Source organism: Mesorhizobium sp. M1A.F.Ca.IN.022.07.1.1 (assembly GCF_003997575.1).
Lineage (GTDB): Bacteria > Pseudomonadota > Alphaproteobacteria > Rhizobiales > Rhizobiaceae > Mesorhizobium.
In genome coordinates this window covers 1-12,282 of record NZ_RZST01000172.1, presented here as the reverse complement: position 1 = coordinate 12,282, position 12,282 = coordinate 1, and the positions used below count along the sequence as shown (strand labels likewise).

At 62.2% G+C, this 12,282-nt stretch carries 11 protein-coding genes; 8 read left to right on the top strand and 3 right to left on the bottom strand.

Going from position 1 to position 12,282, the window contains the following annotated elements; all coding sequences use genetic code 11:
• From EOA75_RS19215 to EOA75_RS19180, 8 genes are all read left to right on the top strand, one after another.
• On the top strand, positions 1-483 hold a 483-nt coding region (locus EOA75_RS19215; RefSeq protein WP_206517012.1), incomplete at its 5' end, for a DUF2182 domain-containing protein.
• An 11-nt stretch (positions 484-494) separates the two neighbouring features.
• Complete coding sequence (locus EOA75_RS19210) at positions 495-1,109, top strand: DUF1326 domain-containing protein (protein ID WP_066989810.1); 615 nt, start codon at positions 495-497, stop codon at positions 1,107-1,109.
• Positions 1,106-1,924 carry a phosphatidylcholine synthase gene (pcsA, locus tag EOA75_RS19205; RefSeq protein WP_127324904.1) on the top strand — a complete coding sequence of 273 codons (819 nt, stop codon included), beginning with the start codon at positions 1,106-1,108 and terminating at the stop codon, positions 1,922-1,924. The genes EOA75_RS19210 and pcsA overlap by 4 nt, the downstream gene beginning before the upstream one ends.
• Before the next feature lie 41 nt (positions 1,925-1,965).
• Complete coding sequence (locus tag EOA75_RS19200; RefSeq protein ID WP_127248242.1) at positions 1,966-2,943, top strand: quinone oxidoreductase; 978 nt, start codon at positions 1,966-1,968, stop codon at positions 2,941-2,943.
• Between the two features lie 215 nt (positions 2,944-3,158).
• The gene (locus tag EOA75_RS19195; RefSeq protein ID WP_164746890.1) at positions 3,159-4,736 is read left to right on the top strand and encodes an ABC transporter ATP-binding protein; all 1,578 of its coding nucleotides are present in this window, start codon (positions 3,159-3,161) and stop codon (positions 4,734-4,736) included.
• Positions 4,733-5,845: an ABC transporter permease gene (locus EOA75_RS19190; RefSeq protein WP_127248240.1), complete on the top strand. Its 1,113-nt coding sequence runs from the start codon at positions 4,733-4,735 to the stop codon at positions 5,843-5,845. The genes EOA75_RS19195 and EOA75_RS19190 overlap by 4 nt, the downstream gene beginning before the upstream one ends.
• Positions 5,845-6,765 (top strand): ABC transporter permease, encoded by a 921-nt coding sequence (locus EOA75_RS19185; protein ID WP_127324903.1) that lies wholly within the window; start codon positions 5,845-5,847, stop codon positions 6,763-6,765. Before EOA75_RS19190 ends, EOA75_RS19185 begins: the two co-directional genes overlap by 1 nt.
• 51 nt (positions 6,766-6,816) lie before the next feature.
• Entirely contained in the window at positions 6,817-7,884 is a 1,068-nt protein-coding gene (locus tag EOA75_RS19180) for a BMP family ABC transporter substrate-binding protein (protein WP_066989795.1), read from the top strand.
• 70 nt (positions 7,885-7,954) lie between these two features.
• Here the strand turns inward: EOA75_RS19180 and rimO are convergent, their stop codons facing one another.
• From rimO to EOA75_RS19165, 3 genes are all read right to left on the bottom strand, one after another.
• A complete protein-coding gene (gene rimO, locus EOA75_RS19175) occupies positions 7,955-9,268 on the bottom strand; it encodes a 30S ribosomal protein S12 methylthiotransferase RimO (protein ID WP_127243354.1) in 1,314 nt (437 codons plus the stop codon).
• A 139-nt stretch (positions 9,269-9,407) separates the two neighbouring features.
• Positions 9,408-10,067, bottom strand: a complete 660-nt coding sequence (locus EOA75_RS19170; protein WP_067320072.1) for a TerC family protein — start codon at positions 10,065-10,067, stop codon at positions 9,408-9,410.
• 276 nt (positions 10,068-10,343) lie between these two features.
• The gene (locus tag EOA75_RS19165; RefSeq protein WP_066989790.1) at positions 10,344-10,751 is read right to left on the bottom strand and encodes a DUF930 domain-containing protein; all 408 of its coding nucleotides are present in this window, start codon (positions 10,749-10,751) and stop codon (positions 10,344-10,346) included.
• Between the last annotated feature and the right edge of the window lie 1,531 nt (positions 10,752-12,282).

Below are 12,282 nucleotides of genomic sequence, written 5' to 3'. Positions count from 1 at the left end.
CCCGTCGCCCATCCGCTGGTTCTGGTGATGGGATTTCTCGCGACTTGGCTTGCCGCCTCAGTGGCGTTCGCCGCGCTGACGCTCATAATCTATGGCTTTGTCGCCGCGGGACAGGTGCTCGATCCTGTCGTCGGGGTTGCCGGGGCCGCCGCCTTGGCGATTGCCGGCCTCTATCAGTTCAGCGGCTTGAAGCAGGCGTGCCTCAAGAGGTGCCGCAACCCGTTCTCGATCCTGTTCGCCAACTGGAGCGCGAAGCCGGGGCGTGTCTTTCGCCTGGGAGTGGAGCAGGGCGTCTGGTGCCTCGGCTGTTGCTCGGCGCTGATGCTGGTCATGTTCGCCGTGGGCGCGATGAACATCTTCTGGATGGCGCTGATCAGCCTGTTCGCTCTGATCGAAAAACAGACCGCGGGCAGGGTGGCCAGCCAGGTTTCCGGTGCGATACTGCTTGTGTGGGCCGCCGCCCTGCTATTAGTTTCCGCGTGAGGGAGATTTCGATGGCCGATCAGAGCTGGGCGATGAAGGGAGAGCTGGTACTCTCCTGCAATTGCACGGTTTTCTGCCCCTGCGTTCTGTCGCTCGGCAGCCATCCGCCGACCGAAGGCTATTGCCAGACGTGGGCCGGGTTCCGCATCGACGCCGGCCATTTCGGCGAGGTCGATCTTTCCGGCCTTAATCTTGGTCTGGTCATGGAAATCCCGGGCTATATGAGCCGCGGCAACTGGAGCGCCGGCCTGTTCATCGACAAGCGCGCCTCCATCTATGCCGTGAAGGCCCTGACAAAAATCTTCACCGGCAAGGCGGGCGGGACCACTTCGCTACTGTCGATTCTTGTTGGAAACTTCCTTGGCGTGGAACAGGTGCCGATCACCTATGAGACGCGTGATAGGACGCGCGTTTTCCAGATACCGCGGATTATCGACGGCGCGGTGACGCCGATACCCGGCAAGGACCGCGACAAAGACACCGTCATTACCAATTCCGAATACTGGATCGCACCGGAAATCATCGTGGCGAAGTCGGACAAGAGCAAGATGCGCGCCTTCGGCCGCAATTGGAATTTCGCCGGTCGTTCGGCCGAGATATGCAAGCTGGATTGGCGAGGCCCGTGAGCAAGAACACCGCGGCCCGGAATGCGGCCAAGAAAATCGCGGAGCGGATTCCGCGGCCGAAGAAGAAAGTGACGTGGCCGCAGGCGCGGGCTTTTTCCGTGCACCTGCTGACTGCGTCCGGCTCGTTCCTCGCCTTCCTGTCGCTGGTGGCGGCGAGCGAGGGACGTTGGACGGCAATGTTCTGGTGGCTCGGGCTGGCGCTCTTCGTCGACGGCATCGACGGCCCGATCGCCAGGAAGCTCGAAGTCAAGGAGATCCTGCCGACATGGTCGGGCGAGCTCCTCGACAACATCATCGACTACGTGACCTACGTGCTTATTCCGGCCTTCGCGCTCTACCAGCGAGGCTTGATGGGCGAGAACCTGTCGTTCCTGTCGGCGGCGATCATCGTCGTCTCCAGCGCGATCTACTACGCCGACACCGGCATGAAGACGAAGGAGAACTTCTTCAAGGGGTTCCCGGTCGTCTGGAACATGGTGGTGTTCACGCTCTTTGTCATCGAGCCGGGGCAGTGGGTTTCCTTCGCCGTGGTCGTGGTCGCCGGTATTCTCACCTTCCTGCCGATCAACTTCATCCACCCGGTACGGGTGGTGCGGCTCAGGCCGATCAATCTCGGCATGACGCTGTTATGGTGCGCCTTCGGCGCGCTTGCATTGGCACAGGCCGCACTTGCCTCGTTCTATGACAAGATCGGGGTTCTGAGCGAGCAGGTCAGCATCTTCACCAAGGCCGGCATTACGGTTACCGGGCTCTATCTCGCCTGCATCGGGGGCATCATGCAGATCTTCCCCAATCTTGGCGCCAGGAAATCCTGACTCGATATCCAGCTTCCGTCCTTTTCCGAGAAAGTTGAGCAATGTCCAAAGCGATCCGCATTCACGCCCATGGCGGCCCCGAGGTCCTGACCTATGAGGAAGCAGATCCCGGCCAGCCAGGCGCCGGGCAGATTCTGATCAGGCATACCGCGATCGGGCTCAACTTCATCGACATCTACCATCGCTCGGGCCTCTACCCGCCGCCCGGCGGCTTTCCGCTGGTCCCGGGCGGCGAGGCGGCGGGCGTGGTGCTGGCCGTTGGCGCCGGCGTCGACTGGCTGCAGCCCGGCGATCGCATCGCCTATGCAGTCAATGTCGGCGCCTATTCGGAAGAACGCGTGATCGCCGCCGACCGCGTGGTAAAGGTGCCGGACGGCATCAGCGACGAGCAGGCGGCGGCCATGATGCTGAAAGGCATGACGGCCGAATATCTGCTGCGCCGCACCTTTAAGGTGAAGGCGGGCGACACGATCCTCTACCATGCCGCGGCAGGCGGTGTCGGCCTGATCCTGGGCCAATGGGCAAAGCATCTCGGCGCGACGGTGATCGGCACGGCGAGCTCCGTCGGCAAGGTCGAGCTCGCCAAGGCACATGGCTTCGACCATGTCATCAATTACAAGGAGCAGGATTTCGTCGCCGGCGTCGCTGCCATTACCGGCGGCAAAAAGTGCGACGTCGTCTATGATTCCGTCGGCAACGACACTTTTCCCGCTTCGCTCGACTGCCTGAGGCCGCTTGGCATGTTTGTCAGCTTCGGCCAGTCGTCCGGGCCGATCCCGCCTTTCCCGATGTCGCTTCTGGCGCAGAAAGGCTCGCTCTACGCGACCCGCCCGACAATCTTCGTCTACAACGCCAAACGCGAGGACCTTGTGGCCTCGGCGCAAGCGCTGTTCGAGGTAGTGCTGAGCGGCGCCGTCGAGGTTAAGATCAACCAGCGCTACGCGCTGAAGGACGCGGCACAAGCGCAGTCCGATCTCGAGGGCCGCAAGACGACGGGCACAACCATCCTCATCCCCTAACCCGGCTGCCTTGTTTTTCAGCGCCTTGCCGCGCCTCAAGGCAGTGGTTTCCCCGACAAGCTTACTGGTTTCCCTCTTGCCCTGAACAGGCCTATCTTACCCCTTGAGTTTCCGCTGGAATTCTTGAAGCTCTTTCAAGTTGCGTGCCGCTTTCCGACCGAAGCCGGCCGCGCATACGATACCAGCGGGAACACAGAACATATCCGGGTAACTGGATGGGAGGCACTGTGAGTGCAAATCATGACAGGGCGAACCTGCTGGAGGTTCGTGGCCTTACGAAGATTTTCGGCACGCTGACGGCGTGCAACCATATCGACCTCAACATCGCGAAGGGCGAGATCCACGCCCTGCTCGGCGAGAACGGCGCCGGCAAGTCGACGCTGGTGAAGATGCTGTTCGGCTCGCTGGAACCGAATTCGGGTGAAATTTTCTGGAACGGCCAAGCCGTCAGGATCACCAGCCCCGGCCTCGCCAAGAAGCTTGGCATCGGCATGGTGTTCCAGCATTTCTCGCTTTTCGAGGCGCTGACGGCGGCCGAGAACATCGCGCTTTCGCTGAACGACGGCTCGCCGATCAGCGCGATTGCCGCGAAGGCGCGGGCGCTCTCCTACAGCTACGGCCTGCCGCTCGATCCGGAATCGCTGGTCGGCGATCTTTCCGTCGGCGAGCGCCAGCGCATCGAGATCATCCGTTGCCTCTTACAGACGCCCCAACTCATCATCCTCGACGAGCCGACTTCGGTGCTGACGCCTCAGGAAGCCGACAAGCTGTTCGAAACGCTGGAGCGGCTTCGCGCTGAAGGCAAGTCGATCCTTTACATCTCGCACCGGCTGGAAGAGGTCAAACGCATCTGCGATCGCGCCACGGTGCTGCGCCACGGCAAGGTCGTCGGCCACTGCAACCCGCGCCAGGAGACGGCCGCGTCGCTAGCCCGCATGATGGTCGGCAATGAGGTCAAGGCAGTGGTGCGCGCGCCGGCCAAGGGCATCGAGACCGCGCCGGCATTGCTGGAGATCCGCGGGCTTACCCGCAAGCCGGCGACGCCGTTCGCCATTCCGCTCAAGAACATCAATCTTTCGGTACGTGCCGGCGAGGTGATCGGCATCGCCGGTGTCGCCGGCAACGGCCAGGGCGAGTTTTTCGAATCCGTCTCCGGTGAGGTGCTACAGCAGGTTCCCAGTTCCGTGCGGATCCGCGGCAAGGATGCGGGCGGCGTGTCGATCACCGGCCGGCGGCTGATGGGCGCCGCCTTCGTGCCGGAGGAACGGCTCGGTCACGGCGCGGCGCCGCGGATGAAGCTTTCGGAGAACCTTTTGCTGTCGCGCCATGCCACCGACGGCAAGTCCTTCGTCGGCTCCGGCGGCATGGTCAGGAACGCTTCCGTCTACAGCGCCGCCCAGCGCATCATTGCCGCGATGGACGTGCGCAAGAGCGCTCCCGATCCGGAGGCCGCGGCGCTGTCCGGCGGCAATCTGCAGAAGTTCATCGTCGGCCGCGAGCTCGACCGCAAGCCGAGCGTGATGGTCGTCAACCAGCCGACCTGGGGCGTCGACGCCGGTGCCGCCGCCCATATCCGCCAGGCGCTGATCGAGCTTGCCCGCAGCGGCTCGGCGGTTCTGGTCATCAGCCAGGACCTCGACGAATTGTTCGAGCTGTCGGACGCGATCGCGGTCATGCACAACGGCGAATTGTCCGCGCCGCTGCCGATCGCCGAAGCCACCTTCGAGAGGATTGGCCTGTTGATGGGCGGCGCCGAGCCCGGCCACGCCGAACACAGCATGGAGACGGCATGATGCGCCTCGAACTGGTCAAACGCCCGCAGCGCTCGGCGCTGTTTTCGGTGCTCTCGCCCTTCATCGCCTTCGCGCTGACGATGATTGCCGGCGCCATCATGTTCGCGTTGCTCGGCGTCAATCCGCTCAATGCGTTCAATGTCTACTTTGTTCAGCCGATCAGCGAGGTCTGGCAACTGCATGAACTGGCCATCAAGGCGGCGCCGCTGATCCTGATCGCCGTCGGCCTGTCGGTTTGCTACAAGGCCAACATCTGGAACATCGGCGCCGAAGGTCAGTTCATTCTGGGCGGCATCTTCGGCTCGATCATCCCGGTGCTGTTCCCCGAATTCGAAGGTCCGCTGGTGCTGCCGCTGATGCTCTTGCTCGGCATGGTCGGCGGCGCCCTCTATGCGGCCATCCCTGCGCTGCTGAAAACCCGCTTCAGCACCAACGAGATCCTGACCAGCCTGATGCTGGTCTATGTGGCGCAGCTCTTCCTCGACTGGCTGGTGCGCGGACCGTGGCGCGACCCGCAGGGCCACGGCTTCCCGCAGACCATCCAGTTCGGCGACTCGGCCGTCCTGCCGGAATTGATGCCGGATGCCGGCCGCGCCAATTGGGGCTTCGTCTTCGCGCTGGTCGCCGCTGTCACGGTCTGGCTGATGATGAGCCGCATGCTGAAAGGTTTCGAGGTCCGCGTGCTGGGCTCGAGCCCGAGGGCAGGGCGTTTCGCCGGCTTCGGCCTCAGCAAGATGGTCTTCTTTACTTTCCTGCTGTCCGGCGCATTGGCTGGGCTTGCCGGTATCTCGGAAGTCTCGGGCGCCATCGGCCAGCTACAGCCGGTGATCTCGCCCGGCTATGGCTTCACCGCCATCATCGTCGCCTTCCTCGGGCGGCTCAATCCGCTCGGCATCGTCGCGGCAGGCCTGGTGCTGGCGCTGACCTATCTCGGCGGAGAGGCGGTGCAGAGCGCGCTCGGCATCTCCGACAAGGTGGCGCGCGTGTTCCAGGGCATGCTTTTGTTCTTCGTGCTCGGCTGCGACACGCTCATTCATTATCGCATTCGTCTGATCGGCTTTGCCGCGCCACAACTCGAGGCCGCGCCCAAGCTGGAGGAGGCACGCTGATGGACATCACCGTCAACATCCTTTTGACCATCGCGACCGCGGCGACGCCGCTCTTGATCGCGGCGATCGGCGAGCTGGTGGTGGAACGCTCCGGCGTGCTCAACCTCGGCGTCGAGGGCATGATGATCATGGGCGCCGTCGGCGGCTTCGGCGCGGGCTATCTTACCGGATCTCCCTGGATCGGGCTGCTTGCCGCAATCGTCGTCGGCGCGCTGTTTTCGCTGCTCTTCGCCGTCATGACGCTTTCCCTGGCGACCAACCAGGTGGCGACCGGCCTGTCGCTTACGCTGCTCGGGCTTGGCCTCTCCGGCATGATCGGCACCAGCTTCGTCGGCCAGCCTGGCGTCAGGCTGCCGAACCTCGACATCCCCGGCCTGAGCTCGATACCGGTCGTCGGCAAGCTGATCTTCGGCCAGGATCCGTTGTTCTACGTCTCGATCGGACTCACCGCCGCCGTGATGTGGTTTCTGTTCAGGACGCGCACTGGCCTCACGCTGCGCTCGATCGGCGACAGCCACGCGTCGGCCCATGCGCTCGGCATCAAGGTCATCAGCTACCGTTACCTCGCCGTGATCTTCGGCGGCGCTTGCGCCGGACTTGCCGGCGGCCACCTGTCGCTCGTCTACACGCCGCAATGGGTCGAGAACATGAGCGCAGGACGCGGCTGGATCGCTCTGGCGCTGGTGGTCTTTGCGTCCTGGCGCCCCTGGCGGGTGCTGGCCGGCGCTTACATCTTCGGCGCGGTGTGGATCGGCCAGCTTCATGCACAGGCTTTCGGCATTCCTGTGCCCTCGCAGTTTCTTTCTTCGCTGCCCTATCTGGCAACCATCGTGGTTCTCGTTCTAATCTCGCGGAACAAGCGGCTGACGATGATGAACACGCCGGCTTCGTTGGGGCAGCCATTTGTTCCGGATCGTTGACGACAACAAAAAGACGGGAAGCCCCAGGGCTTAACTCAGAGAGGTAACACGATGAAGAAACTGCTTATTGCGCTGATGACCACGGCCGCGGCCCTGTCGCTGGCGGCAACCGCCGAGGCGGCCGACAAGCTGAAGGCCTGCTGGGTTTATACGGGGCCGATCGGCGACTTCGGCTATTCCTATCAGCACGACCAGGGTCGCCTCGAGGTGGAGAAAGCGCTCGGCGACAAGGTCGAGACCGCCTATCTCGAGAACGTCTCGGAAGGCCCGGACGCCGACCGCGCCTTTGAGCGCCTGGCGCGCGAGAAATGCAAGATCATCTTCGGCACATCGTTCGGCTTCATGGACGCCGAGGTTAAGGTCGCCAAGAAGTTCCCGAAGGTGATGTTCGAGCACGCCACCGGCTACAAGACGGGCGACAATCTCGGCATTTACAACGCGCGCTTCTATGAAGGCCGCTATGTGCTCGGCCAGATCGCGGCCAAGGAATCGAAGAAGGGTCTTGCCGGCTACATCGTCTCCTTCCCGATCCCGGAAGTGGTGATGGGCATCAACTCCTTCATGCTCGGCGCGCAGTCGATCAATCCGGACTTCAAGGTGAAGATCGTGTGGGTCAATACCTGGTTCGATCCGGGCAAGGAAGCCGACGCCGCCAAGGCGCTGTTCGACCAGGGCGCCGACATCATCGTCCAGCACACCGACTCGACCGCCCCCCTGCAGGTCGCCGAGGAGCGGAAGCTGCATGGGTTCGGCCAGTCGTCGGACATGATCAAATTCGCGCCGAACGCGCAGCTGACCTCGCTCACCGACGAGTGGGGCCCGTATTACATCAGCCGCGTGCAGGCTGCCCTCGACGGCACCTGGAAGCCGGACAATGTGTGGCTTGGCATCAAGGATGGCGCCGTCAAGCTCGCGCCCTTCACCAACATGCCTGACGACGTGAAGGCAATGGCGGAGGCGACCACCAAGAAGATCGCCGATGGCTGGAACCCCTTCACCGGCCCGGTGGCGAAGCAGGACGGCTCGCCTTGGCTGAAGGACGGCGAGGTCGCCGACGACGCCACGCTGCTCGGCATGAATTTCTACGTCAAGGGCATCGACGACAAGCTGCCGCAGTAAACAGCAGCCTGGCATCAAAACAAAAAGGGCGCCTCACCGGCGCCCTTTCATTTTCAGCCAATCCCGCTTGTCAAACGGCCGAGCCGTAGAGATCGTAGGCGTCGGCGCGCTCGACCTTGACCGTGACGATCTCACCGGCGCGCAGCGGCCGACGCGACTGGATATGCACGGAGCCGTCGATCTCGGGGGCGTCATATTTGGTGCGGCCCTTGGCCGAGGTGCCATGCGCCTCGTCGATCAGCACCGGCAGCCGCTTGCCGACCTTCCTGGCCAGCTGCGTCGCCGAGATCTTCTGCTGGCGCTGCATGAAGCGGTGCCAGCGGGCTTCCTTGATCTCCTGCGGCACTTGTTCCAGGCCGAGGTCGTTGGAGCGCGCGCCCTTGACCGGCTCATATTTGAAGCAGCCGGCACGATCGATCTTCGCCTCGTCCAGCCAGTCGAGCAGCATCTGGAAGTCGTCTTCCGTCTCGCCGGGGAAACCGACGATGAAGGTTGAGCGGATGGCGAGATCCGGGCAGACCTCGCGCCAACCGCGGATCCGCTCCAGCGTCTTTTCGCCATGAGCGGGACGGCGCATGTTCTTCAGCACCTGCGGCGAGGCGTGCTGGAAGGGGATGTCCAGATAGGGAAGGATCTTTCCCTCGGCCATCAGCGGAATGACGTCGGCAACATGCGGGTAGGGGTACACATAGTGCATGCGAACCCAGATGCCGAGCTTGCCGAGCTCCTCTGCAAGGTCGAGGAACTTCGCTCGCACCTCGCGGTCGCCGAACATGCTCGTCTGGTATTTGATGTCGATGCCATAGGCGCTGGTGTCCTGCGAGATGACGAGGATCTCCTTGACGCCGGCCTTGGCGAGCTTTTCGGCCTCGCGCAACACGTCGGCCGCCGGCCGCGAGACGAGATCGCCGCGCAGCGCCGGGATGATGCAGAAGGTGCAGCGATTGTTGCAGCCTTCGGAAATCTTCAGATAGGCGTAATGCCGCGGCGTCAGCTTCACGCCCTGGGGCGGCAGAAGATCGATGTAGGGATCATGGCTGGGGGGAGCCGCCTCATGCACCGCCGCCATCACGCTCTCATAGGCCTGCGGGCCGGTGATCGCCAGCACATTGGGATGCTTCTCGCGAATGACTTCCGGCTCGGCGCCGAGGCAGCCGGTGACGATGACGCGACCGTTTTCGGAAAGGGCGGAGCCGATCGCGTCGAGCGACTCGTCGCGCGCGGAGTCGAGAAAGCCGCATGTGTTGACGACAACGAGGTCGGCGCCATCATGCTTGCGGGCGATCTCGTAGCCTTCAGCGCGGAGCCGCGTGATGATGCGCTCGGAATCGACGAGCGCCTTCGGGCATCCAAGGCTGACGAAACTGACACGAGGGGCAGACATAAGCTTTTCCAGGTTTTTCGGGATCGGCGGCGCCATACCACACTAATTGCGGCATTGGTATGGGCTGGTCCTTGTTGCGGCAAAACGCAATGCGAGGCCAGATCAGTGGCCGGCCAAAGCCCGCGTCAGGTGGCGGCAGTCAGCTCACCGCGTTGTTGACATGCGGCCAGATTTCCATCGTGCCCCTGTAGACCATGTCTAGCGCGACATAGAGGATGATCAGCAGGCCGATATAGGCAATCCAACGGTAACGGTGCAGCAGCCGCGCAATGAAGCTGGCGGCAAGGCCCATCAAGCCGATCGACAGCACGAGGCCGACGATCAGCACCCAGAAATGATCCCGCGCGGCGCCGGCGACGGCCAGCACGTTGTCCAGCGACATCGACACGTCTGCGACGACGATCTGCAGCGCCGCCTGGCCAAGCGTCTTGCGCGGCGCCTTGCCGGCAACCGCCTTGTCGCTGTCGAGATCGGAATTGGCGAGCGCCTCCGTCGCCTCGTGCTCGTCGGCATGGGAGGTGCGCAGCTCGCGATACATCTTCCAGCATACCCATAACAGCAGGATGCCACCGGCGAGCAACAGTCCGACGATTGCAAGCAGCTTGACGGTAACCGCCGCGAACAGGATGCGCAGCACCGTCGCTGCCACCACGCCGATCAGAATGGCCTTTTTGCGCTGCTCCGTCGGCAGGCCGGCGGCCGCCAGTCCAATGACGATGGCATTGTCGCCCGCAAGCACCAGGTCGATCGCGATGACCTGGACAAGGGCAGTCAGGCTTGCGGCGCTGAAAATATCCATCGTCTGGAGCCTTCCTGTTTGCGAAATGTCGATCTTCGAGTGTTCTAACGCCGGAGCGATTCACCGATTGATGCGATCGCGTTCTAAGTCTTTGTTTTCACGCAATTCCGGCGGGAAAAACGGCTGCGCGCTTTTCCTGGAATTGCTCTACGTGCATGGTTCCTGCACGTCAAGATAACTCACGAAACAAGCGGTTGCCGCTCGTCTGGTTCCATTGGGTTAAAATGAGTTTGCACTCGAAAGGCCGATTTGCGCGCAACCGACCGCGGCAGTCGGTCAATCGTAAAGATTGTATTTTGCCCAGTCGGTTTCCGGGATCTCGTCACCGATCTTGTAGAGCAACTGCAGCACCTGCATGTGGTCGGGCGCAGTCTGGCACTTGAACTTCAGCCGGAACCATTGACCCTTGCTGCGAAAGGCGGCGCCGGGGCTCCTGATCGCGTCGGCGCTCATCTGCGGCGTGGCGAAGGCATAGGCCACCACACGGTCGGCCTTGAATTTGCGATCGTCGTGGCTGATCCGGTCGAGCACCTCGGCGTCGCAACGCTGTTCGAGACGAGTCTGCGGATCGAGTTTCAGCAGGCCGGCACGAAGTGCGTTGTCCATCGCCTTGGCCGGCCAGGCCAGCGCCAGAGGCGCCAGAACCATCAGGCAGAGCTTTTTCATGGGCGCGACAAGCAGCATATTCTGTCTGAGAAATCAACCAAACGCACGCGCTTGTGACATGGGTGCCGGCTCGGCCAGGCCAGCCATGCGGCACAAGCCAATCTCGGGCTTCGGCGACTGGGCTATTGCCATTGTTCCGGGGTCCGCGATGAAACGATCTCCGCTGCCGAAGAACTGTCAAGAACCTGTCAGACTTGGCTCGTATAGAGCAGGGACTGTAGAGCCTCTTTTTCTCCTCGTCGGGCGGCAGTATTGTGCTTTCAAAGTGCTGGAGCACAATCCTGCCCGGTTTCGCAGGCTCAGCCGCCGAACAGATTTGCGTTGGAATACTAAAACGAAGAACCGTCAGTGATGAGGTTTACCTGCTTATCGGATCCGTGTGACCAATGGATGGTCTATGATCTATTTTTCGACCTTCCGGCGGAATTGTCGGGCCGACTGCTGCTTGGATTAACGCAAAGGGGCGCAGAGCATTTAACTGAGCAAGCGAACATAAAAACTGTGTCGACGTGCCTGACGATGGAAACCGGCCCCGGTGGGAAGGCCGTTAGCCCGAAAGCACTTTACCAAAAATGTTTCGCTGCAGGGTAGCGCTATAGGTTCCGTGGTTTGCAAGATGATCCCATACGGAGAAACAGGCCGTGAGTGCGGCCAGAGCAAGAATCATGCGCATTGGAACTCCCCACGGCGCCCGAAAACGTCCAATGGTAAGTTCGTGTCAGATTGGAGGCTATTGCTAATATAGTGGGTGACCCTACACCGATCGCGGTATGGCTACAGCAAGCGGATAACAGGGCGAGCTACGCGGACTTTGCGCAGCCGCCGGCACTTTCCTGGTGACTTAGCGAGCGATAGCTAGTCCGATACCGATGCCAACCCCCACGGCGACCCCTAAAAAGAGCTTGCTGGCGAAGTCCAGGGCGAACGCGCGCACAGCCGTATAAATATCTGTTCGGGGCTGCCTGACAGCAGCCGCAAGGTCATCGAACATCGCTTCCATAGGTTGCCACCCGCGATTTCTTCGACCTGCAAGACTAGATCAGTTCTGGTGAGATGGGAATCCTCCGATCCATCAAAATTTAACGATCACGAAAGCTCGTTGGTAGGCACGTGTGGTAACGGTTGATTCAACCATCGCTGGTATAAAGCAAAGTCAGGTGGCGGCCCCGACAGAGGGCGGGGGGTGCTGGGCCTGCCGGAGCCGCCGGCGCGGGAGTGGGCGCTACCCGCGCTGTCCCAGAATAGGACAGCGCGGGTCTACAATTAGTTAAAGCTAATAGAATTTTGCCGGCGTGCCGCCGCTTTGTGTCGGCTGCCTCCAGCGGTGTGTCCGCCGCACGCCCGGCAACGTGCGGCTGAGGGGCGCAAGCCGCCGACCGTGAGGTCATGAGCCTGGTGCGCTCCTGAGATCGGTGTTCTCCACTGGACAAGAAACCTTGACGCCATTGCCTGACGCCGGGCGGCCCGGCAGGCTGGCGGGGTAGGCCAGCAAACGCCGGGCCTGACCGGTGGGCTCGGGGGCGAGACACAGCACCGGCTGCCGATAAAC